Source organism: Pseudorhodobacter sp. W20_MBD10_FR17 (assembly GCF_052119765.1).
Taxonomy (GTDB): domain Bacteria; phylum Pseudomonadota; class Alphaproteobacteria; order Rhodobacterales; family Rhodobacteraceae; genus Pseudorhodobacter.
In genome coordinates this window covers 34,152-57,518 of record NZ_JBGQOQ010000020.1, presented here as the reverse complement: position 1 = coordinate 57,518, position 23,367 = coordinate 34,152, and the positions used below count along the sequence as shown (strand labels likewise).

General features: G+C 57.9%; 26 protein-coding genes. 12 read left to right on the top strand and 14 right to left on the bottom strand.

Going from position 1 to position 23,367, the window contains the following annotated elements; genetic code table 11:
• Positions 1-81 precede the first annotated feature (81 nt).
• Positions 82-1,365, top strand: a complete 1,284-nt coding sequence (pyrC, locus tag ACEN2J_RS13885) for a dihydroorotase (protein WP_442106695.1) — start codon at positions 82-84, stop codon at positions 1,363-1,365.
• Positions 1,358-1,966, top strand: a complete 609-nt coding sequence (plsY, locus tag ACEN2J_RS13880; RefSeq protein WP_442106694.1) for a glycerol-3-phosphate 1-O-acyltransferase PlsY — start codon at positions 1,358-1,360, stop codon at positions 1,964-1,966. The genes pyrC and plsY overlap by 8 nt, the downstream gene beginning before the upstream one ends.
• Before the next feature lie 122 nt (positions 1,967-2,088).
• Here the strand turns inward: plsY and ACEN2J_RS13875 are convergent, their stop codons facing one another.
• From ACEN2J_RS13875 to ACEN2J_RS13865, 3 genes are all read right to left on the bottom strand, one after another.
• Entirely contained in the window at positions 2,089-2,445 is a 357-nt protein-coding gene (locus ACEN2J_RS13875) for a YigZ family protein (protein ID WP_442106693.1), read from the bottom strand.
• Positions 2,446-2,466: 21 nt separating this feature from the next.
• On the bottom strand, positions 2,467-3,732 hold the full coding sequence (locus ACEN2J_RS13870) for a DUF2254 domain-containing protein (RefSeq protein WP_442106692.1): 1,266 nt from the start codon (positions 3,730-3,732) through the stop codon (positions 2,467-2,469).
• 63 nt (positions 3,733-3,795) lie between these two features.
• Complete coding sequence (locus ACEN2J_RS13865) at positions 3,796-4,506, bottom strand: M48 family metallopeptidase (protein ID WP_442106691.1); 711 nt, start codon at positions 4,504-4,506, stop codon at positions 3,796-3,798.
• A 123-nt stretch (positions 4,507-4,629) separates the two neighbouring features.
• Between ACEN2J_RS13865 and ACEN2J_RS13860 the strand changes: the two genes are divergently transcribed.
• Positions 4,630-4,875 carry a hypothetical protein gene (locus tag ACEN2J_RS13860; protein WP_442106690.1) on the top strand — a complete coding sequence of 82 codons (246 nt, stop codon included), beginning with the start codon at positions 4,630-4,632 and terminating at the stop codon, positions 4,873-4,875.
• 2 nt (positions 4,876-4,877) lie between these two features.
• On the opposite strand, the gene ACEN2J_RS13855 is transcribed toward ACEN2J_RS13860, so the two are convergent.
• Positions 4,878-5,126, bottom strand: a complete 249-nt coding sequence (locus ACEN2J_RS13855) for a DUF167 domain-containing protein (RefSeq protein ID WP_442106689.1) — start codon at positions 5,124-5,126, stop codon at positions 4,878-4,880.
• A 104-nt stretch (positions 5,127-5,230) separates the two neighbouring features.
• On the opposite strand from ACEN2J_RS13855, the gene ACEN2J_RS13850 reads away from it, so the two are divergent.
• On the top strand, positions 5,231-5,626 hold the full coding sequence (locus tag ACEN2J_RS13850; protein ID WP_442106688.1) for a hypothetical protein: 396 nt from the start codon (positions 5,231-5,233) through the stop codon (positions 5,624-5,626).
• 4 nt (positions 5,627-5,630) lie between these two features.
• On the opposite strand, the gene ACEN2J_RS13845 is transcribed toward ACEN2J_RS13850, so the two are convergent.
• The 3 genes from ACEN2J_RS13845 to clpS form a co-directional block, all read right to left on the bottom strand.
• Positions 5,631-6,440 carry an SDR family NAD(P)-dependent oxidoreductase gene (locus ACEN2J_RS13845; protein ID WP_442106687.1) on the bottom strand — a complete coding sequence of 270 codons (810 nt, stop codon included), beginning with the start codon at positions 6,438-6,440 and terminating at the stop codon, positions 5,631-5,633.
• An 18-nt stretch (positions 6,441-6,458) separates the two neighbouring features.
• A complete protein-coding gene (locus ACEN2J_RS13840) occupies positions 6,459-7,454 on the bottom strand; it encodes a class I SAM-dependent methyltransferase (RefSeq protein ID WP_442106686.1) in 996 nt (331 codons plus the stop codon).
• 64 nt (positions 7,455-7,518) lie between these two features.
• Positions 7,519-7,860 carry an ATP-dependent Clp protease adapter ClpS gene (clpS, locus tag ACEN2J_RS13835; RefSeq protein WP_442106685.1) on the bottom strand — a complete coding sequence of 114 codons (342 nt, stop codon included), beginning with the start codon at positions 7,858-7,860 and terminating at the stop codon, positions 7,519-7,521.
• Between the two features lie 155 nt (positions 7,861-8,015).
• Between clpS and ACEN2J_RS13830 the strand changes: the two genes are divergently transcribed.
• On the top strand, positions 8,016-8,729 hold the full coding sequence (locus ACEN2J_RS13830; protein ID WP_442106684.1) for an HAD family hydrolase: 714 nt from the start codon (positions 8,016-8,018) through the stop codon (positions 8,727-8,729).
• Between the two features lie 244 nt (positions 8,730-8,973).
• Positions 8,974-10,557 carry a serine hydrolase gene (locus tag ACEN2J_RS13825; protein ID WP_442106715.1) on the top strand — a complete coding sequence of 528 codons (1,584 nt, stop codon included), beginning with the start codon at positions 8,974-8,976 and terminating at the stop codon, positions 10,555-10,557.
• Between the two features lie 24 nt (positions 10,558-10,581).
• On the opposite strand, the gene ACEN2J_RS13820 is transcribed toward ACEN2J_RS13825, so the two are convergent.
• Positions 10,582-11,136, bottom strand: coding sequence for a YqgE/AlgH family protein (locus tag ACEN2J_RS13820; RefSeq protein WP_442106714.1), 555 nt, complete (start codon positions 11,134-11,136; stop codon positions 10,582-10,584).
• Between the two features lie 196 nt (positions 11,137-11,332).
• On the opposite strand from ACEN2J_RS13820, the gene ACEN2J_RS13815 reads away from it, so the two are divergent.
• On the top strand, positions 11,333-12,175 hold the full coding sequence (locus tag ACEN2J_RS13815) for a protein-disulfide reductase DsbD domain-containing protein (protein WP_442106683.1): 843 nt from the start codon (positions 11,333-11,335) through the stop codon (positions 12,173-12,175).
• A gap of 151 nt (positions 12,176-12,326) precedes the next feature.
• On the opposite strand, the gene ACEN2J_RS13810 is transcribed toward ACEN2J_RS13815, so the two are convergent.
• From ACEN2J_RS13810 to ubiA, 3 genes are all read right to left on the bottom strand, one after another.
• A complete protein-coding gene (locus ACEN2J_RS13810) occupies positions 12,327-12,659 on the bottom strand; it encodes a hypothetical protein (RefSeq protein WP_442106682.1) in 333 nt (110 codons plus the stop codon).
• A 68-nt stretch (positions 12,660-12,727) separates the two neighbouring features.
• Positions 12,728-14,878 (bottom strand): OmpA family protein, encoded by a 2,151-nt coding sequence (locus ACEN2J_RS13805; RefSeq protein WP_442106681.1) that lies wholly within the window; start codon positions 14,876-14,878, stop codon positions 12,728-12,730.
• A 57-nt stretch (positions 14,879-14,935) separates the two neighbouring features.
• Positions 14,936-15,916: a 4-hydroxybenzoate octaprenyltransferase gene (ubiA, locus tag ACEN2J_RS13800; protein WP_442106680.1), complete on the bottom strand. Its 981-nt coding sequence runs from the start codon at positions 15,914-15,916 to the stop codon at positions 14,936-14,938.
• An 11-nt stretch (positions 15,917-15,927) separates the two neighbouring features.
• Between ubiA and ACEN2J_RS13795 the strand changes: the two genes are divergently transcribed.
• From ACEN2J_RS13795 to ACEN2J_RS13785, 3 genes are read left to right on the top strand one after another with little or no spacing between them, the layout of a single operon-like run.
• Positions 15,928-16,656, top strand: a complete 729-nt coding sequence (locus tag ACEN2J_RS13795) for a 16S rRNA (uracil(1498)-N(3))-methyltransferase (protein ID WP_442106679.1) — start codon at positions 15,928-15,930, stop codon at positions 16,654-16,656.
• Positions 16,656-17,198 carry a hypothetical protein gene (locus ACEN2J_RS13790; RefSeq protein WP_442106678.1) on the top strand — a complete coding sequence of 181 codons (543 nt, stop codon included), beginning with the start codon at positions 16,656-16,658 and terminating at the stop codon, positions 17,196-17,198. The genes ACEN2J_RS13795 and ACEN2J_RS13790 overlap by 1 nt, the downstream gene beginning before the upstream one ends.
• A gap of 60 nt (positions 17,199-17,258) precedes the next feature.
• Entirely contained in the window at positions 17,259-18,605 is a 1,347-nt protein-coding gene (locus ACEN2J_RS13785) for a glutamate--cysteine ligase (RefSeq protein WP_442106677.1), read from the top strand.
• A gap of 19 nt (positions 18,606-18,624) precedes the next feature.
• Here the strand turns inward: ACEN2J_RS13785 and ACEN2J_RS13780 are convergent, their stop codons facing one another.
• The 3 genes from ACEN2J_RS13780 to rimO are packed head-to-tail and all read right to left on the bottom strand — an operon-like array spanning position 18,625 to position 21,267.
• Entirely contained in the window at positions 18,625-18,867 is a 243-nt protein-coding gene (locus ACEN2J_RS13780; RefSeq protein WP_442106676.1) for a CDGSH iron-sulfur domain-containing protein, read from the bottom strand.
• Between the two features lie 27 nt (positions 18,868-18,894).
• Positions 18,895-19,884: a hypothetical protein gene (locus ACEN2J_RS13775; RefSeq protein WP_442106675.1), complete on the bottom strand. Its 990-nt coding sequence runs from the start codon at positions 19,882-19,884 to the stop codon at positions 18,895-18,897.
• Between the two features lie 12 nt (positions 19,885-19,896).
• Positions 19,897-21,267 (bottom strand): 30S ribosomal protein S12 methylthiotransferase RimO, encoded by a 1,371-nt coding sequence (gene rimO / locus ACEN2J_RS13770; protein WP_442106674.1) that lies wholly within the window; start codon positions 21,265-21,267, stop codon positions 19,897-19,899.
• Positions 21,268-21,611: 344 nt separating this feature from the next.
• Between rimO and ACEN2J_RS13765 the strand changes: the two genes are divergently transcribed.
• Positions 21,612-22,199, top strand: a complete 588-nt coding sequence (locus tag ACEN2J_RS13765; RefSeq protein ID WP_442106673.1) for a heme NO-binding domain-containing protein — start codon at positions 21,612-21,614, stop codon at positions 22,197-22,199.
• A 15-nt stretch (positions 22,200-22,214) separates the two neighbouring features.
• Entirely contained in the window at positions 22,215-23,240 is a 1,026-nt protein-coding gene (locus ACEN2J_RS13760) for a GGDEF domain-containing protein (protein WP_442106672.1), read from the top strand.
• Positions 23,241-23,367 lie beyond the last annotated feature (127 nt).

The following is a 23,367-nucleotide window of genomic DNA, read 5'->3' as shown; positions in this document are numbered from 1 at the left end:
GACCTTGGATTTCATCTTGGCACAAATACCTTCTTTCTTTTTCTGTCGTCGTCACCCGACACATTGCACTGGTAGGCCCCTATGACTGTTTTTCTGCAAAACGCCCGCATCATCGACCCCGAGGCCGGTACCGAGACGATTGGCAACCTCATCCTTGATGGTGGGATGATCGCGGCAATCGGTGCAGCAGCCGCGCCCAAAGGGGCCCGCGTGATTGATTGCATGGGGAAATGCCTTGCCCCCGGTATCGTCGATATTGGGGTGAAAATCGGAGAGCCGGGCGAGCGCCACCGCGAGAGTTTCCGCTCGGCTGGTCTTGCGGCGGCGGCGGGCGGGGTAACAACAATCGTTGCACGGCCCGATACCAACCCTGCGATTGACACGCCCGAAGTGCTGGAATTCGTAACCCGCCGTGCGTCCGAGGCGCCTGTGCGCATCCATCACATGGCCGCCCTGACAAAGGGCCGTGAGGGGCGCGAGATGGTCGAGATCAGTTTTATGCTCGACGCTGGTGCTTTGGCCTTTACCGATGTCGACCATGTGGTCACTGATACCAAGGTTCTGGGTCGCGCGCTGACCTATGCGCGCAGTCTGGGGGCGCTGGTGATCGGGCATCCGCAAGATCCGGGCCTGTCAAAAGGCGCGGCCGTGACCAGTGGCAAGTTCGCGTCACTTTTGGGCTTGCCGGGGGTGCATCCGATGGCGGAACGCATCGGGCTGGACCGTGATCTTGGCATGGTCGAGATGACGGGCGTGCGCTATCACGCCGATCAGATCACTTGTGCGCGGTCTCTGCCTGCACTGGCGCGCGCTAAGCGCAACGGGCTGGATGTGACGGCTGGGGTGTCTATTCACCATTTGACGTTGAATGATCTGGACGTGGGCGACTATCGCAGTTTCTTTAAATTTACCCCACCGTTGCGGCCCGAAGATGACCGTTTGGCGGTGGTCGAGGCTGTGGCCTCGGGGTTGATCGATATCATTTGTTCCATGCACACGCCTGCCGATGAAGAAAGCAAACGCTTGCCATTTGAAGAGGCGGCGGCGGGGGCCGTGGCGCTGGAGACGTTCTTGCCTGCGGCAATGCGGCTGTACCATGCGGGGGCGCTGGATTTGCCGGCATTGTTCCGCGCTATGGCGTTGAACCCTGCGAAACGGCTGGGCCTGCCGCAAGGGCGGATTGCCGAGGGTGCACCAGCCGATTTGGTGCTGTTTGATCCGGACGCGCCCTTTATGCTGGACCGTAGCAAGCTTCAGTCGAAATCAAAGAATACACCGTTTGATGGGCAGCGGATGGAGGGGCGGGTGATCGCGACCTTTGTTGCGGGCCGTCAAGTTTTTGGAGAAGGGATTGCACATGCCTGAGGTAACATCTGGCCCGTTGGTTTTGATACTGGTTGCGGTTTTGGCTTATTTGCTGGGGTCGGTGCCCTTTGGTTTGGTGATCACGCGGGCGCTGGGCCTTGGCGATTTGCGCAAGATCGGGTCGGGCAATATTGGCGCTACGAATGTGCTGCGGACGGGGAACAAGCCCGCCGCCTTTGCGACCCTTTTGTTGGATGCGGGCAAGGGCGGCATAGCGGTGCTGATCGCGCGGGCGCTGGTCGGCAATGACGCGGCGCAGCTTGCGGCTTTGGCCTCATTCCTTGGGCATATTTTTCCGGTTTGGTTGGGGTTTAAGGGCGGCAAAGGCGTAGCCACGTTTTTGGGCACCTTGCTTGCATTGGCTTGGCCTGTGGGCCTGGCGGCCTGCGGCAGTTGGTTGGTGGCGGCGGCGATCTGGCGGATTTCATCACTGGCGGCATTGATTGCGGCGGCGTCTTCAACGCTTTGGATGCTTGCGTTTGGCCATGGGCAGATGATGATCTTGGGCGCCATTTTAACGCTGGTCGTGTATTGGCGGCACGCCGAGAATATCAAGCGGATTAAGGCGGGGACAGAGCCGAAGATTGGCAAGAAGGGCTAACGCTAGCCGCGATTTTTCAACGAAAAAGCAGGTTCTAGGGCGGGTCTGGCTTGGCTTGCGTTTTGCGGGCTGACAGGCTGGATGGATATTTGTGAACAGATGATGACAGGCGGCGGTTCAGGTTATCCGCTTAAGGCGTTGAGGTAGGCGCGGGTGCAGGTGGTGACGTGGCGAAAGCGGTCGCCGCCAAGATGAGTGCCGCCGTACCAGCGGGTGACGGTGATGATGTGGTCGGTTAGACCTTCGCGCTCAATCATGCGCAAGATTGCGGCGGCGGCGCCTGACTCGCCATCGTCATGGCGCAGCTGGCCTTCGGTCGTAAGAATTGCGGCCCAGCTGTTATGGGTGGCTTTCGCGAATTTCTTGTTTGATTTTAGGGTTTTGAGGAAGGCGTCAATATCGGCCTTGCTGTGAACTGGCGCTCCCGAGACCGCGTATCGCGAGCCTTTGTCGCTGACGACATTCAAGATTTGGAGCATGCTGCGCCTTTGTGGCTAGGGTTACACGTGGCGCGGCCGGTTGGGTTGGCTGTGGCTGGCAATGTCGGTCGACACGGCATTGAGGGCCGCGATCTCATGCGGCAACAGTTTGGGAAGGCAGCGTTCCATCGCTTGGGCCGAGTGGGTATGTGCGAGTTTGCCAAACAGCGGTGGTGCAATATTTGCCAAGGCCAACAGCGATTTTTGTAACCGGATTTGGACGGCAAAGATCGCGGCACCATCGCGGGCGATGGGGGGGAATACATCTTCCATCATGTCGGCAAGGGTGAGTGCGGGGGCCCAGACATTGGGGTAGCGCAGATCCACCTCGTGCGGGTCGGCCAACGGAGCCAAAAGCCGGACGGCGCGGGTAAGGATGTCAATCGCGGTTCCTGGGTCATTTACAGCGGGCGACAGTGCACGCTCGGCTATTTCTGACAGGACGGCGAGGCCAAAGCGGGGGTCTTGTTCAAAGCTGCGGGTGGCACCGATAGAAAAGGCGCGTGCGATTTTTGTTTCATCCTCGGGCAAATCGCCCAGAAGATACGCGATGGGCGCGTTGGGGTAGACGAATGCGCCCGGCAGCGCAGCGAGGTAAATCTGGCAGCCCAGCCCTTCGGCGACGTCTTGCAGCCAATCCATATGGACATAGCGGACATAGCCGATCTTGTCTTGGGTGATGGGGTGCGCGTCGGGCGGCGGTGGGCCGTTGTGGCCGTGACCGCCGAGGTAGGGGGCATCAATCCGGTTTGTCAGGGCGCGTTTGGTGGCGGTTTCGACCTTTTCAATCGAGTTACTCATCAGGCCAAAGACGGTAAGATGTGCGATCCAGCGCAGGATGGCGATGACCACGATGGCAACGACCAGAATGGTGACCACAAACAACACAAAGCGGTCATTATCCGTCAGCAGGCCGGTATTCAGCGAAATGATCCCGATCAGGCTGTACAGAAAGGAACCGAGGAAAATGGCAAGCACCCGCTGGGTCGTACGGTCGGTTTTCAGCAGGGCCGTGACACGCGGGGTAACGGCAGCGGCGGCCCCTGCAAAGGCGGAGACCATAATCCCAAGCGAGAAGGTGACGACCGATAGCATCGAACTGGCAAGAATGGTCAGGACAGCCGAGACCGAGCCCGCCCCAAGAGAGGCGCCCAAGCCTGCGGGCAAAAGCGGGCCGATTACGATGGCAGCGCCATTGGTCAGCAAGGCGAGGGCGGCGTAGAGAACGGCGACGAACCAGAGCTGTTCAAACAGTTCCTTTAGAAAGAGTCGCCATTTTGAGAACATCGTCGCCCCTGTGCCTTTGGATCTGCGCCCAACCTGCCTGTTGCAGCCGTGGCAAGCAAGGGGTTAGCGCAGGGCCCCCACAGCTTTGGCCACCGTCGCGCGGCGGGCGGCGTTGGGGGGATGGCTGCCAAGGAACGCATCCCCCGGATCAGGCAGGCGATCAAAGAAAGCCGCGCCGCGCAGGGCGTCAAAGCCTGCCAGCTCGGTGATTTCGGTGCCAAGGGCATCAGCCTCTAGCTCAAACCCTTTGGAAAAACGGCGTGCGCCGACCGAGGCCCCGATTTTCTGGGCTTGCTGCACCGCCGCTTCGCCGCCGCCGCCCACTGCGACCAACAACCCCGCCAACAGTGCACCTTCGGTGGCGCTTTGCTGTTGTTGCGGGATGTGGCCTGCGATGTGATGCGCCGCCTCATGCCCCATGACAAAGGCCAGTTCATCGACGTTTTGCGCATCGGCGATCAGGGCTAGGTTAAAGGCCAAGATCGGGCGGCCGTAATCATCCACCGTTTGAAAGGCGTTGGGCGCTTGGTCGGCACGATCATCAATGGCAATTTGGAAATCGCAGTTGATGCCGCGCGTCCGTTCGCGGCAGATGCGCTCGGCCACGGGTTCAACACCGTTCACGGCCGCAATGAAATTGCGGGCGGCTTGGGTTGCGGCCAAGGATTGGGCGGCTTGTGAGGGCTGTCTGGGGGCCGGTTGCTGGATAGGGGCAATCGGTGCCACGCAACCCGCGAGCGTAACTGACAGCAGAATGGCGGCGAACAGGCGCATTTTCGTCTCTTTTAAATGGTTATCACTACTTAGCAGATCAGGTCTTAAGGAAAAGCCCCGATCACGCAGGCTTGTTGTGCAAGTGGGATTGCCCAAAGCCGCGCACTAGGCCTAGAGTGACCTATGTTTACCATTGAGCACGAATTCGACGCAACGGTTGTGACCCTGATTGATGAGGGCGGACCAAGCTTGACCGAAGATGTGACCATCTCGGCCTTTGAAGATTGTGTGACGCTTGTGCAAATGGACCCGCGCAGTGGCGCGCCGGTGACCGTGACCTTGTCGATGGTGCAGGTGAATGACCTGATGGCGGCGCTGGATTTGCCCGAAGGCAGCTATCGGTTGATGCGGCAAGGGCCGGAAGCTTAGGATCAATCGAGGCGGAACTGCTTGTCGCGGCCGGTTGCACCGCGGATCAGGGTTATCCGCGATTTGGCAACGCCAAGCGATTTCGCCAAAAGCTTGATAACGGCCGCTGTTGCCTTGCCGTCTTCGGGAATGGTGGTCACATAAACGCGGATCGCGCCATCCTCGGTTGTGATGGTGTTGCGAGAGGCGTTGGGGGTGACGCGCACCGCAAATTCGCTGCCCGATGTAATGTTTAAGGTAACTTTAGCCATATTCCGCTTTCCTATCGGACAAGGGCACTATTGCGCTGTTTGCATAGGTGGGACAAGGCGTTAGAATAGGCCTAGCCAAAAGGCTGGGCGTTAGGGAGGCTGCGATGCGATATTTGGTCCTGTTTCCAGTTTTGGCCGCCTTAGTGGGCTGTGGCACCCCACAAGAGCGTTGCATCGCGGGGGCCACGCGTGACATGCGGATCGTCGACAGGCTGATCGCCGAGACGCAGGGCAACCTTGATCGGGGCTATGCGTTGGAAGAGGTCGAACGCACCGGCGTGCGTTGGGAGACTTGCCGCCGTGGCCCACCGCAAAAGGACGGCAAGCCAAGTAGACCCGATTTGTGCCTGCAAGAGTACACCTTTACGGTGACAAAGCCGCGCGCGATTAACCTTGCTGACGCGCGCCAGACCTTGGCCGAGCTACAAAAGAAACGTGCGGCGCAGGCGCGGGTGGCCGCACCTTTAGTGGCCAGTTGCAAGGCCACCCACCCCGAATAAGTGTTTAATGCGCGGGGGCTGCTGCGGCGTCGATCAGGCCGCGGCCACCGTCCAGCGTGACGATTTGGCCGGTCATAAACCCCGAAGCATCGGATGCCAGATATTGTACGGTTTCCGACAACTCATCCGCGCCTGCAATCCGGCGCATCGGGGTGGCGGCGGCAATGGCATCGCGGTAATCGGGGTTTTCTTTTAGGGCGCTTTGCAGACTCGCGCTCATCAACGAGCCAAAAGACACGGCGTTTACGCGGATACGTTTGGGCGCAAGGGCCACGGCGAGCGAACGGGTCATTTGTTCAACCGCAGCACAGGAAATCGAATAGCCCAGCAATTCGGGCTGGGTGCGGCGGGCGGCGATCGAGGACATATTGATGATTGAGCCGATGTTGCCATCGGTATTGCCTGCCTTTTCGGCCTGTGAAATCATGCGCTTGGCCGTCATTTGCGACAGGCGGAGGCTGGTCATCAGGTTTTGTTGCCACATCAGTTCGACGGCGTCTTCATCGGGGTTCAGCGGGTCCGATGGCTGCATTTGGCGGCTGGCATTGACCAAAATATCAACGCGGTCAAAGGCGTCTATAGTGGCCGAAAGCAGGTTGGCGATGGTCAGCTTTTCGCGCAAATCCCCGCCAAAATAGCGCAATGCGCCTTCGGCTTTGGCCTCGACGCTGCATTCGCTGTCCAGCTTGGTTTCATCTATATCGGCGAACATGACATTCGCGCCTTTGGCCAAAAAATGCCTTGCCACAGCAAGGCCGATGCCCGCAGCCGAGCCGGTGACGATCGCGGTTTTGCCAGAAATGGAAAACGACATGGGAATACTCCTGCGGGGTTATTGCCGGATGGGGCGTGCGGCGCGGGTGATGCGAAAGCGCGGGTCGCTGCCGATGTCTTCGACCTCCCGAAATAGGGCGGCGAGGGTTTTTTGATAGGGCAAGTGACGGTTGGCCACCAGCCACAGCGTGCCATGCGAGGCCAAAAGCCGGGCGGCAGATTGGATAAAGGCGGTTCCAAGCGCGGGATCAGGGTCGCGCGCGGTGTGAAACGGCGGATTGCAGACCACGGTATCCACGCCGCGATCCAGTTTAAAGCTGGTGGCATCGGCCCAATGAAACTGCGCGCGCGGATCGGTGATGTTCAGGCGGGCGCAGTTTAGGGCAATCGCCTCGGCTTCGACCAAATGCAGCTCTTTCACAGTGGAACGCGTCAGGATGGCACGGCCAAGATAGCCCCAGCCAGCCCCCAAATCGATCACACGTGTGCCAAGTTTTTCGGGCAGATTTGCGGCCAACAGTGCCGAGCCCGCATCGGGCGCATCGGCCGAAAACACGCCGGGCAGGGTTTGAAAACCGCCGTCGATGATTTGGGGTTTTGCCGCCCAATCCAGCATCTGATCATCATGCGGGGTAAAGATGAACAGCTTGCCATGTGCCTTGGACACCGGTTCCGAGATTGTAAAACGCTGGCGCAAATCACGCAGCAGGCTGTCGATTCCATCGGTTTTTTGACCATCAACAATGATCAGGCCGTTCGGCCCTGTGGCGGCAGCGGCATCAGCCAGCATGGCGCGGGCCTCGGCCTTGGCGCGCGGCACGCAGACAAGCACGGCGGCAAAACGCTTCGACGCAGGGCGTTCGGCCACGACCTGATAGCCGCGGGCGCTGAAATCATCATAATCGGGGCGCATGGATTGTTGCACGGTCAGCCGCGCCTTGGGCAGCATCGAGAAACTGTCGCCGCCACGCGGGCGCAAAGCCAAAATTTCACCGCTGTCGGGCAAGGCCAACTGGTTGTTTCGCAAAGCGAATGTCAGACGTTCTGAGCGCATGGGCAGCCGGAGTTACGGCCTTGATCCTTTGTATGGGGGCTTTGGAGCCACAAGAGGTGCACCCTTACTCTTTTTCCATGGTACATTGCAACGGATGCTGATGCCTGCGCGCAAAATCCATCACTTGGGCGACTTTGGTTTCGGCAATTTCGTGCGAGAACACACCCACCACGGCCAAACCTTTTTTATGAACGGTCAGCATGATTTCAAACGCTTGGCCATGGTTCAGCCCGAAAAACCGTTCTAAAATATGCACGACAAATTCCATCGGTGTGAAATCATCGTTCAAAAGCATTACTTTATACATCGGCGGGCGTTGGGTTTTCGGTTTAGGTTTGGTTAACAGTGCCGGGTCGTCGCTATTCCCGTCTGGCTTTTCCGAGAGCGTGAAAGGCTGTTGTGGCACGGCAATGCTCCGTCTTGTATGTGGATGCTTGGGATTCGGCTTTTGGCTATTCGCGGTATAATATAGTGTTTTTCCCACAGGCGCAAAGGGGCCCATGTGTTGGCTTTTGTGTTTGGCCTTTGGATGTGCAATTGGGGGCTAAATTGGGGGTAACGATGCGGGATATCTTAACGGTTGGTTTTGATGCGGATGATACGCTGTGGCAAAATGAGGCATTCTTTCGGCTGACTCAGGCGCAGTTTACCGACTTGCTGGCCGATTATGCGGCGCCCGACCATCTGCACGAACGCCTGCTTGCGGCCGAGCGGCGCAATATCGGGCATTATGGCTATGGTATCAAAGGCTTTGTGCTGTCGATGATCGAGACCGCGATTGAGGTGACCGAGGGGCGCGTAGCTGCCACCGTGATTGCCGAGATTATGGCCGCAGGGCGCGACATGCTGGCCCATCCCATCGAACTGCTGCCCCATGCACGCGAAGCGGTGATCGAGGCGGCACGCGACCATCAGGTGTTGCTGATCACCAAAGGCGATTTGCTGGACCAAGAACGCAAGCTGGCGCAATCAGGGCTGGGCGAGTTGTTTCACGGGGTCGAAATTGTGTCGGATAAAACGCCTGAAGCCTATGAAAAGGTGTTTGCGCGGCATGGCGGGCGGGCGGATCGTGCGCTGATGGTGGGCAATTCGATGAAATCTGATGTGCTGCCGGTGATCGCCGCGGGCGGCTGGGGCGTGCATATCCCGCATGGGCTGACATGGGCTTTGGAACATGCCGAACCCCCAACAGGACATGTGCGGTTCTACAGCTTGCCCGATCTGGGGGGCTTGGCCGATTTATTGGCAACGTTGCATATCGGCACTACCCACTAGGGGCCAGTGGTTGGGGTGTGTTTGGGGCTTTCCCCTAAATATAGGCGGTAAAGCGCCATATTAAGAATGCTGGTAAACCCGTTGATAAAAATCAGAAGTTTTGGGCTTTTCGCTTGAGGGCTGAGCGTGCTACGTTTTGCCTAGCAGTTTAAGCCCCACAAAAACAATCGGGGCATCACGAGGCAGGATAAGGAACAGCGACGTGGCATCGCTTACGGGGCTTTTCGCCCGAATTTTTCTTTTGATCGCATTAGCGGCAACGTTTTCCGTTTCGTCTGTCCGTATTGGGCAGGCAGCGCCTTATGCTGCCTTTGTGATTGATGCGCGAAGTGGCGAGACGTTGTACGAGCAGAACGCAGATGCGCGTTTGCACCCGGCCTCACTGACCAAAATGATGACGCTTTACATCACCTTCGACGCGATTCGTCGGGGTGAGATTTCGTTGGATTCGATGATTACTGTGTCCAAGAACGCGGCCTCGAAGCCACCATCGAAATTGGGCCTGCGGGCAGGGCAAAAGATTGCGCTGCGCTATTTGATTCGCGCAGCGGCGGTAAAATCTGCAAATGATGCGGCCTCGGCGATCGGCGACGCTTTGGGCGGGAATGAGGCGCGCTGGGCCGACAGGATGAACCGCACGGCCAAGGCGCTGGGTATGCGCAATTCAACCTTCAAGAACGCGAACGGGCTGACCATGCCGGGGCATCTTTCGACCGCGCGCGATATGACCACGCTGGGGCGGCGCCTGTTTTACGACTTTCCCGAATATTACAATATTTTCTCACGTCGTGAAACGGATGCGGGCATGGCCAAGGTGCGCAACACCAACCGCCGCTTTTTGGATTCCTACGCGGGCGCGGACGGTATCAAAACCGGCTATACCTCGGCGGCGGGATTTAACCTGACGGCTTCGGCCGAGCGGGGGAACAAGCGTATCATTGCGACGGTTTTTGGCGGCCAATCCACCGCGCACCGCAATGCCAAAATGGCCTCGTTGTTGGATCTTGGCTTTGGCGCGGCCAAGAATAATGTGGCCGTGCGCAAGCCTGCTCCGCCGAACTTGCAGGGCGGGGATGTCGAGATTGTGTCCGATAGCGGCGGCAGCAGTGTCGAGGACGACGAGGACGAAGGCGAAGGTCTCAGCGCAGGCAAAACGATCCGGCTTGTGACCTCGTTGAAAACCTCGCCCCGTCCGGCGCCGCGCCCTGTCAGTGATGAAAAGGTGGCCGAAACCGCCGTGGCTGTTATGGCGATGCAAGATGATATTGCAGGGATTTTGGCCGAGGTCTCTGTGCCGCCAACGCCTGCTGAACCGATCATGGACGTTGCCGCCGCTCTGCCTGAGGTTCGCCCAGAGCCCAAGCCAGCCGAGCTTGCACCCGAGCCTGTTGATATTACGCCAACTGCGATGCAGATTGCTGCAAGTCCCGAGGCAAAGCCTATAACCGAAAGCCCCGAGGCTGTGGCGTCGGATGTTCCGAACGTTGATGTCACACCGCGCAAACGATCGACCAAACTGCTTTTGGCCTCGGCAGAGCCTGCGAAAACCGAAGTACCTGCACCTGTGGTCGTGTCACGGGTATCAACCTCGGGCGGGCGGCATTGGGGTGTGAACCTTGGGCGTTATCCATCGCGCAGCACGGCAGAACGGGCGTTGATGCAAACGGCCTTGTCCGAAAGTGCGACATTGCGGGATGGGTTGCGCAAGGTTGTAGAACGCAAAGGCGGTTATGACGCCAATTACATGGGCCTAAGCCAAGAGCAGGCGGATTTGGCATGCCGCCGGTTGCAAGCCCGCGCTGTGCAATGCTTTACGATTGGGCCATAAGCCGTTGGTACTGATAGACCGCTGTTAGGCGTGGCCTGCCGTACCTGAAAGCGCCATCGGGTTTACGCCAATATGGCGCAGCGCGGCCCCCCATTTGCTTGCGGGTTCTGCCTCAAAGATCAAATCCGCAGGCGCGTCCGCGGTCAGCCAGTCATTGCGCAAAATCTCGGCTTCCAACTGTCCTTCGCCCCAACCGGCATACCCAAGCGCCATGAGCGCGGTTTGCGGCCCTTCGCCGCGACCCAAGGCGCGCAGGATATCTTGGGTTGCGGTCATGCCAAACTGGCCCGCAATATCCATAGTGCCGTCTTTGGCGTGGTAGTCGGGCGAATGCAGGACGAAGCCGCGCCCGCGTTCCACAGGCCCGCCGAAATGCACCGAAATGTTGCGGCTTTCAGGCAGATGGGGGATGCCAAGCTGCTCTAGCAGGGTTTCGAAGCTCAGATCATCGACGGGTTTGTTGACGATCAGCCCCATCGCGCCCTGACTTGAATGGGCGCAGATTAAGATGACCGAGGCTTCAAAACGCGGATCCTCCATCCCCGGCATGGCGATGAGGAGTTTTCCCGTGAGATCCATTTCAACTGTGTTTTCCATACGCTTAACATGGTGCGGGGCGCACGATAGCTCAACCCCCATTTGTACGAACGGTACCGATAGAAGGTAGATAACGGCGGGATCGCTGCAATGTGCCCATCTGTGCGAAACGCACAGATAACGGCGGGATCGCTGCAATGTGATTGTGCAGCCGCAGTGATACGGATTATTGAAGGGTATGATGTATAAAACCCGCCCCAATTTTTCTGATCTGTCTCGTTCGGCGCGCATTCTGTCAGCGCTTGCCGTGCTTGCATGTTTTTCCATCGCCACCCCAGCGGTGGCACAACCCGAGGTGCTGCAAGCCAACCTGCGGGAAGGGTGGAAGTTGACCAATGGCAACCAAATGGCAGCGTTTCAGTTGCAGTTGCAGGACGGTTGGAAAACCTATTGGCGTGCGCCGGGAGATAATGGGATTCCGCCCAGTTTTGATTGGTCTGGCTCACGCAACGTGAAATCTGTGCTGTTTCATTGGCCAAGGCCCAAGGTGTTCTCGGTCGGCGGGATGCAGACGATTGGTTATAGCCACGAATTGGTTCTGCCGGTGGAAATTGTCCCACAAGACCCCACTCTGCCGGTCGAGCTGAAGGCGGTCGTAGATCTGGGGGTCTGCTCGGATATCTGTGTGCCTGCATCCTTTAACGTGGCGGCAATTTTGCCGCATACGATTGGCAAGGATGAAACGATTGAACGGGCCTTGCGTCAGCGACCATCAACGCCAAAAGAAGCAGGCGTTGCTCGCGCCACATGCGAAATCATGCCGAATAAAGGTGGCATGCAACTGACGGCTGTGCTGCAAATGCCATCGGCTGGCGGGGATGAGGTGGTGGTGGTCGAGACCGGTCTGCCGGGGGTTTGGGTGTCGCCTGCCGATGTGGAACGGCGGGGCACTGAGTTGCGGGCAGTTGTTGATATGGTCGGGCCTGCGGGGGCGGCCATAGCGCTGCAACGTGGCGCGGTGCGGATTACCGTTTTGGGCAAACATCGCGCGGTCGACGTGCTGGGCTGCGCTTCCCCGTAAACTGTGGGCCAGGCTGCCAGCCCCACCCCACGCGACAATCGCCCCAATGCATTTCGCCGTTGGGCCGAAGTTACTGAAAAAGCCAGCATTATAGGCTTTGAAGACTTTCAGCATTTCCGCGCAGTCGAACAGGATACTTGCATTGGCCTTGTTAGGTTGTGGTGCTGTGCATACGCTCAATATAGGCACGCATTTCCTCGGCCTCATGGCGGGACTCGCGCAGACCTTCCATCGCGGCGCGCAGCTCGGCCTCGGACTGGCTGATTTGATTGGTCAGCTCTGCCTCGCGTTGCTCAAGATAAAGAATCGCCTGATCGCGCATTTCCTCGGCCTCATGCAGCGATTTTGCAAGGTTATCCACCTCGTTCACATCACCGCCCGCAACACGGGTAAAGCGATGCAAAAGCCAATGGGTGAACCACCCCAGCATGAAGGCCACGAAGAGGATGATTGTTGTGGCGATGATGAATTCTGTACGGTTCATATATGCACTTTTCGTTGGGGCGAGAGAGAGGCGCAAGCCGCCTCATTCGGGAACGCGTATGGCGGCAATCAGCGGGTGGCCTTGGGGTTGGATTTCGGGCGCCCCCAAGTTTCATCGCTTGGTGTGAAGGTAAAGGTTTGGTCTTGGTCCGCGACCGCTCCGGTGGCGTTTTGTGTGGCATCACCGGCATTTTGGTTATCGATAATATCGCCGCTGCCGTCTTCGGTGCCGTCGCCCGAATCGCCGTCGCCAGAGCCCATATCAGGGCCCATATCCGTGCCAGAGTCTGGGCCTGTATTATCCCCTGACTCAACCGTACCGTTTACGGTAGCATCGGCGGCTTCCTTTGCGGCCTGCTCGGCCATGGCGGCGGCAACCAGCTCGCTAGGCGAGGGGGCGGCTTCGACTGTGGCCTCGCTTAGCAGTTTGAACTCAATCCGGCGGTTGGCTTCGCGCCCGTCTTCGGTGCCGTTATCGGCGATGGGGTTTTCATCGCCATATCCTTTGGCTTTGAATTGTGTCACGTCCAAACGGCGGCCTTGCATTGCGGTTAAAACGGCTTCCGCGCGGGCCTGGCTGAGGGCGCGGTTGCCCGCGTCAGACCCTTGGCTGTCGGTATAACCACCGATTTCCAGCTCTAGCGGCGGGCAGTTGCTTAAAATTTCGGCGAGCGCGTCGACAATTTTGGAGGCGGCACCGTCCACTTCGGCCGAGCCGGGGGCGAAGCTGATTTTATTGCGGCGCATTGCCTCGTTCATATCCGCCACGCATTCCTCGGGCGATGGCAGGGCGGCCAAGGGATCGTATTTCTCATCATAGGTGACGTTGATGCGGAATGTTTTGCCTTGGCCCAGCTTATCCGACAGGATTTGCGAAATACGGGCGCGGCCATCGAGTTTGCCGGTAACGCCTGTCACTTCGACAGTGTCAGCGCGCACCAACAGCGCGCCGTGATGCAAAAGCGCCAGTGATTCGAGGCCTGAGAGCACACGAATGGCCCACCCATCGGGCAGGTCGGCATCAAGGCGGGTGGCGGTATAAACGCTTTTGGCCCCGAATTGCGACCGTGCATAGCTATCGGCGGCGATGCGCAAAGTATCATCCGACAAACGGCCACGCAGTTGGACTTTGCCTGCCTCATCCAAGGCGGCGGTAAATTCGGCGGGGCCAGCGGCGGTGGCCGAGGGTTTCGGCGGCAGGGTTGAATCAAGCGAAAACACCGGCGGCAGTTGCGCCTGCAAATCGCCGACAACACGGTCAAAATCGGCCTGCGGCGTATCAGCCGACGCCAGCAGCGAGACATCAGCATCGGAAAAGGTGATCGTGCCCTTACCCAGTGCTGCCACGGCTTTGATCCCGGCTACAGCCGCTTCGGACCAGCGCGGCGTTGGCACACCAAGACCTATGACACAGTTGGTTCTGGCGGACGCACCCGCTGTCACACCAGCCGACAGAATGCGATCCCGCGATTTGTCGGTATCGGCCGAACAGGCATCAAAGCGCGCGCCCCTGTCATCGATGACAAAGCGCAGGGTAAAGGGCGTCAGAACGGGGCGCGGGGCCGAGATGTACATCTTTACGTTCAGCGTGCCGGGGGCAAGCCGCGTAAGATCGCTTTCAAACTTGCGCTTTTCCTCGGGGCTTTGCGAAATCGCTGTGATTTCAACCAGATCCGCCGAGATCGAGATTTTAGAGCGCGGCAGAATGCGCAAAGCCGCAAGGCCGAACTTTAGGGCTGTAGCCCAGCTTTCGGGGGCAGGGTAATCGGCGCTTTCCAGCATATCGGAAATCGGCAAGCCGTTGGTCAAAGCGGCCACGTTTTCCGATAGCGCGGGGTCAACCTCTTTGCCCGGCACAAGGCCGATCAGCGAGATGCCATCATCATTGCGCAAAATCTCTAGTGAAAATCGCGGCGCCTCAATCGCGCGCATGGCGGTCACTTCCAACTGGTCACGCACGCGGCTGGCTTGCACCACGCTGCCCGCCATGTTGACCACGCGAAAGCGCGCCGCCTCATTCGGGGCGGTGCCGTTCAGGCGCAGTTGCAACCCGTTCGCCTCGACCGTGGCCCAAGTGATGCCGCTGCTCAGAAGTTGCGATGTCACGGCGGCGGCCGAGCGTTTCTCAATAGTCAGCGCCGACCACCACGCGCCCATTGACGCAAGAGACCCTGCGACGAGAATTGCGGATGCGGTGAGTACTGTTTTGCGAAGCTGCATTAGACCACTATTTGAGGCTGGTTGATGATGCTTAAGCGGTTGGGGCGAAAGGATCAATCAAAGCAATGCGGCACCGGCAAAAAACAGCGCAGGAATCAGGCCCGCATCGCGGTTTGTGCGAAACAGGGTCAGGCATTTTCCCGCGTCGGTTGTATCAAGCCGCGCAAGCTGCCATGCCATGTGCCAGCCAAAGCCCCAAATCCCCGCAAGGGACAGGGCAAGTTTGGTCGGACTTGGGTTGTGCGGCAGCAGGGCCAGCAGCGCAGCAGCCGTCATCAACACCACCGCCGCCACCAAAAACCCGCGCAGCCATGCTTTGCTGTTCTTATCCCCAAACAGCCGCGCTGTTGATTTAACGCCAATCAGCGCGTCATCCTCTTTGTCTTGGTGGGCATAGATGGTGTCATAAAACAGCGTCCAAGCAATGCCCGACAGCCATAGCAGTACGGCGGGCAGCGCAAGGCTGCCGCTATGTGCCGTCCATGCGACCAGCGCGCCCCAGTTGAACGCAAGGCCCAAAAACACCTGTGGCCACCATGTAAAGCGTTTGGCAAAGGGATAGATGACAACCAGTGCCAAAGACGCGATGCCAAGGCCAATCGTGGCGGCGTTATAGGAAAACAGAATCATCCCAGCGAGGGCGGCTTGCACCCCCATCCAAACTGCCGCTTGTTTTACCGTCACTTGCCCCGAGGGAATCGGGCGGCTTTTGGTGCGCGCTACGGCGGCGTCAAACTCGCGGTCGGTGATGTCATTCCACGTGCAGCCCGCCCCGCGCATCAAAAACGCGCCGATGGTGCAGCCAGCCGCGATCCACAGATCCCACATGCGAAAGCCTGCGGTATCTGCCGCTGCGGCCAAAGCCACACCCCAAAAGCAGGGGATCAGCAACAGCCATGTGCCGATGGGCCTGTCAGCACGGCTCAGGCGCAGGTAAGGGCGTGTGGTGGTGGGGGCAAAACGGTCTACCCAGTTGCCCGCAGGGGCATCGGCAACTGTCTGGCCTTTAGGCTCTGGTATTTGGCCGGATGCGGTCATAAATTGCCTCTATGGGAAATGCAAAAATCAGACTCTTTGTAGATCAGCCAGTCGGGGCGGGGCAAGTGATTGCCTTGGACGAAGGGCAGGCGAATTATTTGTTCAACGTGATGCGGCTGGGCGTTGGCGCGTCTATTTTGGTCTTTGACGGCCAAAACGGTGAATGGCGGGCCGAGGTGGCCGAGGCGGGTAAGCGCAAGGGGCTGGTGGTATGTGTGGACCAAACCGCGCCGTTGCGGATGCCGCCTGATCTGTGGCTGCTGTTTGCGCCGATCAAAAAGGCCCGCACCGATTTCATCGTGGAAAAGGCGACCGAGCTGGGCGCGGCACGCGTGATGCCGGTGCAAACGCGGTTTACCAATGCCGACCGTATTCGGGTTGATAAGCTGCGTGCCCATGCTGTTGAGGCCGCCGAGCAATGCGGTGGCACCTTTGTGCCGGTGGTCGACGATGTGGTGCCGCTGGTTAAGGTTTTGGCAGCGTGGCCTGCTGACAGGCGGATTTTGTGGTGCAACGAGCACCTTGCTGGTGTGTCCGAGGCGCTGCCCAAAGGGGGCGGGGTAGGCCCTTGGGCCGTGCTGATCGGCCCCGAGGGCGGGTTTTCGGATGAAGAACAGGCAATGCTGGCCGCGATGCCGCAAGTGGTACAGGCCAGCCTTGGCCCGCGCATCCTGCGCGCTGATACGGCCGCAGTTGCCGCATTGACGCTGTGGCAAGCACAGCTGGGGGATTGGGTGTGATGATCCGCGCCGAGGCGCGCGCCCAGTTATGGCGGCTGCGAGAGGTGTTCGTCGCCTCTGGATTGGCTGCCGTTGGCCTGTGGCTCATGGCGCTGGGTGGCCTTCTATTGGTGCCGGTTGGCGGGGCAGTTGTGGCCTTGGCTGCTGGCTTTGGCGTGCTGGCATGGCGGCGGCTGCGCTTTGCCCAAGGGGGCGAGGCCCCCGGCGTGGTAGAGTTTGACGAAGGCCAAGTCAGCTATTTCGGCCCCAACAGCGGTGGCGCTGTGGCCCTGCGCGAACTGGTAGAGCTGCGTCTGTTGACGGTCGGCGGGCGGCGCGTGTGGCGGCTGAAACAGCAAGATGGGCAGGCTTTGCTGATCCCTGTGTCGGCGCTGGGGGCCGAGCGGTTATTTGACGCGTTTGCAGCATTGCCGGGCATGGATACGGGCGCGCTGGTGGCGGCGGTAGATGCGCCAACCACGGTTTCGACCGGACGGGTGGTGGCAATTGGTGGTGACAGTCGCGTGATCTGGCAACATCCTGCGCGTCAAGTCTTGACTTGAGGGCCGCAAAACGACAGGTCTGTCCACTGAGTTTGACACAGCGAGATCGGAGCCTTCCCAATGTCTATTCCCCAATCCGGTGGTGGCCCGATTGAAAGCTTTGAGCAGCTGGCGGCCTATATGGAAAGCGGCTGCAAGCCAAAGGCCGATTGGCGCATCGGGACCGAGCATGAAAAGTTCGGCTTTTTAACGGCTACCCACGCACCTTTGCCCTATGACGGCCCAGCCTCGGTGCGCAAGCTGCTGGAAGGTATCCGTGACCGTTTCGGTTGGGAGCCGGTCGAGGAGCAAGGCCACCTGATCGGCCTTCAGCGCAACGGCGCGAATATCAGCCTTGAGCCGGGCGGGCAGTTTGAGCTTTCGGGCGCACCGCTTGCCACGATTGACGATGTCGCGGCGGAACTTGACCAGCATTTGGCCGAGGTGGCGCAAATAGCCGACCCAATGGGCGTGGGGTTCCTTGGCATTGGCGCGGCCCCCGAATGGACGCATGACCAAATGGACCGGATGCCCAAGGGCCGCTACCGTTTGATGACCGATTACATGGGCCATGTCGGCACACACGGCACGCAAATGATGTATCGCACCAGCACGGTGCAGGTGAACCTCGACTTCGCGTCCGAGGGCGACATGGTGAAAAAGATGCGCGTGGCGCTGGCCTTGCAGCCGGTGGCAACGGCGCTGTTTGCGTCCTCGCCGTTCTTTGAGGGCAAGCCGAATGGTCATAAATCCTGGCGGTCGCGCATCTGGCGCGGGCTTGACGGATCGCGCACAGGCATGCTGCCGTTTATGTTCGAAGAGGGTGCGGGATTTCAGCGTTATGTCGATTGGGTGCTGGATGTGCCGATGTATTTTGTCTATCGCGATGGCAAATATATCAATGCCTTGGGCCAATCGTTCCGCGATTTCCTAAAGGGCGAATTGCCCGCATTGCCCGGCGAAAAGCCAACGCTTTCGGATTGGGCCGACCATATGACAACCGTGTTCCCCGAGGCGCGGGTGAAAAAATACATTGAAATGCGCGGGGCCGATATGGGCAGCCGTGACTATACCGTGGCTTTGCCCGCGTTCTGGGTCGGGTTGATGTATGATTCCACAGCGCTGGATGCCGCTTGGGATTTGGTCAAAGGCTTTGACGCCGATACCCGCGAAGGGCTGCGCGTTGCGGCATCTGTCAAAGGGCTAGAGGCCGAGGCCGAAGGCGTGAAGCTAGCTGATTTGGCGCGCGCCGCTGTCGCACTGTCGCAAGCAGGGCTGGCCGCGCGCGGGCACGGCGAAGAGGCGTATCTTGCGCCTGTGGTCGAAAGTGTGAAAACCGGCGTCACGCAGGCCGACCGCTATTTATCGCTGTATCATGGTGAGTGGGAAGGCGAGCTGACGCCGATCTACACCGCCGCCCGCCTATAACTGGCCGCTTAGAACAGGGTCAAAGCGCCTTGTGTGATCCGTCACACAGCGGCGCTTTGGCCGTGTGCTTGCAGCCACAGAAAAACACCTTTTTGCTGGCCTCGGCCGTGTATTTCACGGGCGCAAACTCCGACCCTTTGTGCGACCCATCGCAGAACGGCTGTTTTGCGGATTGCCCGCAGGAACACCAAAAGTAGGATTTACCTTCCTCTACCTCAACCGGATAGGGTGCGGGTTGTGCGATTTTCGGGGTGTCGGTCATGTGGGAGGTCCTTTGGGTTGGGGGGGGCTATTTTGATATCCAGAGTGACTTGTCTGACCCTTGATAAGTACTTCTATTCCAAACAGGTTCGGATGAAATGAAATTTCGAGATACTCCTGCCAGCCCTAGAAACTTGGTCCTCAAATACGAAACGGTTTGAGGAAGATCCTTTTTCAAGTTGGTCGTTTCAGTGAGGTTTTCGGGGTCAGTTGCTGTTAATTCGAGATGAACTGGAGCTTTTGCCTTGTTGTCCTTGGCCAGTTCATAAGCCCTATCAATTTCAAAAGCCGAAGCGATTAAGAGCGCTTCAGTTGCGGCCCTCAGTTCGAGATGAACCTCCGAAACGCACGCCACGTACTTCCTTATAAGCAACGTTGCATCAAGTAGAGTTACACCGAAACCTTCTACCTCTTTTCGTGTCTTCGCGTTGATTTTGTTCGATTCCACGAGTGCAGAAATCGAAAAATAGAGCCCTACTGCAACTCTGTTTCTAAAGGCAGATTTCTCATCTCGCCGATCGCCGGCATACTGATGCTGGCTGCCGAAGCTCAGGCTATGAAGTGGTAGAGTGTCATGTTGGGCAAAGTTGCGTAGCGCATCAACGATGCGGTACTCTTGAGACGTGTCAAACCGTGCAGAGAAGCTGTTCTTGATAGAGTTGTGTAAGCCTGGGCAAGCATTTTCGAGCAGCTTGGTTATGCTCATTGATTGTTCATAATGCGCCCTAAACGCATTGAGCAGATTGAGTATCTTGAGGTCAAATCGGTTTCTGTATTCTTGGAAAAAACGTTCCGTATCATTAGGGTCAAAGCTTAGCACCATATATCCCAGTGCTGCTTTTGAAATAATGGTCTCAAATTCCAAATAACTTTCAGCAGCTACTCCAAGGAGCTCTTCGATTTTCAATAAGTTCAGGAGGTTGCGCTGTGCGGCTGAAAACTTTCTGTAATCATCACTGGAGATTTGGACAGTTTGGCGGTCACCATAGGGTTCCAAGAGTTGATATGATGTTGCCAATTCTGGTTCTCCTCAAACCAACCGCCCCCACAAATCATACTCACCTGCTTCTTCGACCTCAACGACCACCAGATCGCCCGCGTTAAGCCCTTCAAAACCCTCATCAATAAACAGGTTTCCGTCAATCTCGGGGGCATCGGCTTTGGTGCGGCAAGTGGCACCGTCGGCGTCAACCTCATCCACGATGACTTGGATGGTTTGGCCAACTTTGGCGGCCAGTTTTGCCTCGGAAATCGCTTGCGCTTTTTCCATAAAGCGGTTCCAGCGGTCTTGCTTTACCTCATCCGGCACATGGTCGGGCAGGGCGTTGCTGCGGGCACCAGCGACATTTTCGTATTGGAAACAACCCACCCGGTCGAGTTGCGCCTCATCCATCCAATCCAGCAGGGTTTGGAATTCGGCCTCGGTTTCGCCGGGATAGCCTACGATAAAGGTGCTGCGCAGGGTAATATCGGGGCAGGTGGCACGCCACGCGGCGATTTCATCTAGCGTTTTGGCGGCAGCGGCAGGGCGGGCCATGCGTTTCAGCGTATCGGGGTGGGCGTGCTGGAACGGGATGTCCAGATAGGGCAAAATCAGGCCATCCGCCATTAGCGGGATTAGGTCGCGCACATGCGGGTAGGGGTAGACGTAATGCAGCCGTACCCACGCGCCCAAACTGCCCAGATCACGCGCGAGGTCGGTGATATGCGCACGGTGGCCTTTGTCGATTGCGTGTTTGATATCAACGCCATAAGCGCTGGTGTCTTGCGAGATGACCAGCAGTTCGCGCACACCAGCCTCAACCAGTTTTTCCGCCTCACGCAGCACAGCATGGGCGGGGCGCGATTGCAGGCGGCCGCGCATATCGGGGATGATGCAGAACTTGCACTTATGATTGCAGCCCTCGGAAACTTTCAGATAGCTGTAGTGGCGCGGTGTCAGGGTCACGCCGCTTGCGGGTAGCAGGTCGATAAACGGATCGGGCGATGGCGGTACGGCAAGGTGGACAGCGTCCAAAACCTGCTCATACTGATGCGGGCCGGTCACGGCCAAAATCTTCGGGTGATGCTCACGGATATAATCCGGCTCGGCGCCCAAACAACCCGTCACGATGACCTTGCCGTTTTCCTTTAGCGCCTCACCAATCGCATCAAGGCTTTCGGCCTTGGCACTGTCGAGGAAGCCGCAGGTATTGACGATCACCGCATCGGCACCCGCGTAATCGGGCGAGATGGCATAGCCTTCGGCCCGCAGGCGGGTCAGGATGCGTTCACTATCGACAAGCGCTTTGGGGCAGCCAAGGCTGACCATACCGATCATCGGCTGGCCTTCACGGCGGGGCTCGGACAGGCGCGCGCGGGGCGCGAGATCGGGGCGGAGGTTTGGCGGATTTTGCGTCATCTGCAGGGTATATCTGGGAATCTGGCCCGAGGGAAGAGGGCAGTAATTTGCGTAATTCACTGATTATTAAGGGAATATAAATTAGGCCCAATTGATTATTTTTTTCGCAAGTTAGCGACGGAAGGACAAAGGAAATGCGTATAAGTTTATGAAAGAAGGGCGTGTCACGCGCAGCACAAAAAAGTGCAGCGTTATAAGCAGTTTAAAAACAAGTGTTTGCAACGTGGACCATGCCTTTTGTAATGCCACATTGCCGCAGTTTTTAGGAAAATACCAGCCAGCCTTGGGGGTGAATATTAAGGGTTGGCGACTAGCTTTAGAGGCTTAAGGGAGGATTCCGTTGAATGCATGGTCTGATTAACCGAGCGATCCAATGCTATGTGCGCGATACGCATGGCGATGCTGCATGGGCACGAGTCGCGTGCCTTTCTGGGGTTGGTGTCGACGGGTTTGAAGCCATGTTAACCTATGATGATGCAATGACCGAAGGCGTGCTGGCCGCAAGCGTGACCGTTCTAAACCGTCCGCGAGACATGATTCTTGAGGATTTGGGCACATTCCTCGTCTCTAACCACAGTTCGGATGCGCTGCGCCGATTGCTGCGGTTTGGTGGGGTGACGTTTAAGGATTTCCTCCAAACGCTGGAAGATACCCAAGGGCGCGGGCAGTTGGCCTTGCCAAACCTTGATTTGCCACTGCTAGATCTATACGAAATAACGCCGAGCCTTTATACGTTGCAATGCCGTTTCCCGCTTGCGGGGGCAGGCCATGTTGTTGTCGGGTTGTTGCGTGCGATGGCTGATGACTATGGGGCGTTGGCATTGCTAGACCATGACGGCGATAGCCTTGAGGGTGAAATGGTCCTTATTCAACTGCTTGAAGTCGCATATGCGCAGGGGCGCAGGTTCGAATTGGCTGCCCGAGGTGATTGAAAAGGTGAGCAAATGATGCCCGACGGTCCAATGCAGATAGAAAAGCCCGCGCTAAACCGCGTCATGCCGATGCATCTTTGGATTTCTGGCCGAGGTGTTATCGAATCTGCGGGGGGGACATTGCGCAAGGTCTTTGGTGCGGAGCACCTTGAAGGCGCCAGCTTTTTTGACCTCTTCGAAGTGCGTCGTCCTGGGGGGGTTTTTACAGTAACTGACATGCGCCGCCTTGATGGTGAACGATTGCAAATCATGCCGAAAGAGGCAAGCATCGTGCAAGGGTTTCGGGGTATTGCAGTCTGCCTTCCCGCAAATGAAGGGGTGTTGGTGAACCTTTCTTTCGGGATTGATGTGATGAAAGCGGTGGCCGCCCACGACCTTACAGACGCCGATTTTGCAGCCACGGATTTGGCAATGGAATTGCTCTATCTGGTCGAGGCAAAGACGGCCGTGACCGAAGAGTTGCGGCAACTGAACATGCGGCTGCAGGGCGCGCGGGACGCCGCAGAGGAGCAAGCCCTAACCGACACCTTGACCGGCCTGCGCAACCGCCGTGCGTTGGATTTAGCAATGTCGATGATGATTGACCGTAAGGTGCCCTTTGGCCTCATGCACATCGACTTGGATTATTTTAAGTCCGTGAATGACACGCTGGGTCATGCGGCGGGTGATTTTGTGCTGCAAGTGGTTGCAAAAGTGCTGCTATCGCAAACCAGGTTGGGCGATACGGTCGCGCGTGTTGGCGGAGATGAGTTTGTTGTCGTTTTCAGGGATTTAACCGATCCAAGCACGTTGTTTAAGGTTGCCGAACGGGTTGTTGAAAAGCTGACGGAGCCTAGTGATTTTCATGGGCAGGTTTGCCAGATCTCGGCAAGTATTGGGATAACAATCTCAACCGATTACGCACAGCCCAATGCCGATAAGATGCTGAGCGATGCTGATGAAGCGCTATACGCGTCTAAAAACGCAGGGCGCGGGCAGGCAAAGTTGCATTGTGATGGGACACCGGCCGATTTGCCTGGCAAACGTATACAGGGCGCTTAGACTTTTCTGCATGACAGAAACGATAAGAACCCGCCAGAGATGCACCTGTTTTGAATGGAAGTGCATCGGGTTTAATTATGCGAGTTACTCAGAAGACGTCGTAAAAATAATCGCCGCAATGGACTGC

Bases quoted from the DNA above. Each gene is read 5' to 3' on its own strand.
- ACEN2J_RS13845 (WP_442106687.1), bottom strand. From the start codon at position 6,440: ATGTCGTTTTCCATTTCTGGCAAAACCGCGATCGTCACCGGCTCGGCT.
- ACEN2J_RS13870 (WP_442106692.1), bottom strand. From the start codon at position 3,732: ATGTTCTCAAAATGGCGACTCTTTCTAAAGGAACTGTTTGAACAGCTC.
- ACEN2J_RS13815 (WP_442106683.1), top strand. From the start codon at position 11,333: ATGATGTATAAAACCCGCCCCAATTTTTCTGATCTGTCTCGTTCGGCG.
- ACEN2J_RS13805 (WP_442106681.1), bottom strand. From the start codon at position 14,878: ATGCAGCTTCGCAAAACAGTACTCACCGCATCCGCAATTCTCGTCGCA.
- ACEN2J_RS13765 (WP_442106673.1), top strand. From the start codon at position 21,612: ATGCATGGTCTGATTAACCGAGCGATCCAATGCTATGTGCGCGATACG.
- rimO (WP_442106674.1), bottom strand. From the start codon at position 21,267: ATGACGCAAAATCCGCCAAACCTCCGCCCCGATCTCGCGCCCCGCGCG.
- ACEN2J_RS13790 (WP_442106678.1), top strand. From the start codon at position 16,656: ATGATCCGCGCCGAGGCGCGCGCCCAGTTATGGCGGCTGCGAGAGGTG.
- ACEN2J_RS13865 (WP_442106691.1), bottom strand. From the start codon at position 4,506: ATGCGCCTGTTCGCCGCCATTCTGCTGTCAGTTACGCTCGCGGGTTGC.
- ACEN2J_RS13760 (WP_442106672.1), top strand. From the start codon at position 22,215: ATGCCCGACGGTCCAATGCAGATAGAAAAGCCCGCGCTAAACCGCGTC.
- ACEN2J_RS13785 (WP_442106677.1), top strand. From the start codon at position 17,259: ATGTCTATTCCCCAATCCGGTGGTGGCCCGATTGAAAGCTTTGAGCAG.
- ACEN2J_RS13850 (WP_442106688.1), top strand. From the start codon at position 5,231: ATGCGATATTTGGTCCTGTTTCCAGTTTTGGCCGCCTTAGTGGGCTGT.
- ACEN2J_RS13860 (WP_442106690.1), top strand. From the start codon at position 4,630: ATGTTTACCATTGAGCACGAATTCGACGCAACGGTTGTGACCCTGATT.
- ubiA (WP_442106680.1), bottom strand. From the start codon at position 15,916: ATGACCGCATCCGGCCAAATACCAGAGCCTAAAGGCCAGACAGTTGCC.
- ACEN2J_RS13875 (WP_442106693.1), bottom strand. From the start codon at position 2,445: ATGCTCCAAATCTTGAATGTCGTCAGCGACAAAGGCTCGCGATACGCG.
- ACEN2J_RS13780 (WP_442106676.1), bottom strand. From the start codon at position 18,867: ATGACCGACACCCCGAAAATCGCACAACCCGCACCCTATCCGGTTGAG.
- ACEN2J_RS13795 (WP_442106679.1), top strand. From the start codon at position 15,928: ATGGGAAATGCAAAAATCAGACTCTTTGTAGATCAGCCAGTCGGGGCG.
- ACEN2J_RS13820 (WP_442106714.1), bottom strand. From the start codon at position 11,136: ATGGATCTCACGGGAAAACTCCTCATCGCCATGCCGGGGATGGAGGAT.
- ACEN2J_RS13840 (WP_442106686.1), bottom strand. From the start codon at position 7,454: ATGCGCTCAGAACGTCTGACATTCGCTTTGCGAAACAACCAGTTGGCC.
- ACEN2J_RS13830 (WP_442106684.1), top strand. From the start codon at position 8,016: ATGCGGGATATCTTAACGGTTGGTTTTGATGCGGATGATACGCTGTGG.
- ACEN2J_RS13810 (WP_442106682.1), bottom strand. From the start codon at position 12,659: ATGAACCGTACAGAATTCATCATCGCCACAACAATCATCCTCTTCGTG.
- pyrC (WP_442106695.1), top strand. From the start codon at position 82: ATGACTGTTTTTCTGCAAAACGCCCGCATCATCGACCCCGAGGCCGGT.
- plsY (WP_442106694.1), top strand. From the start codon at position 1,358: ATGCCTGAGGTAACATCTGGCCCGTTGGTTTTGATACTGGTTGCGGTT.
- ACEN2J_RS13855 (WP_442106689.1), bottom strand. From the start codon at position 5,126: ATGGCTAAAGTTACCTTAAACATTACATCGGGCAGCGAATTTGCGGTG.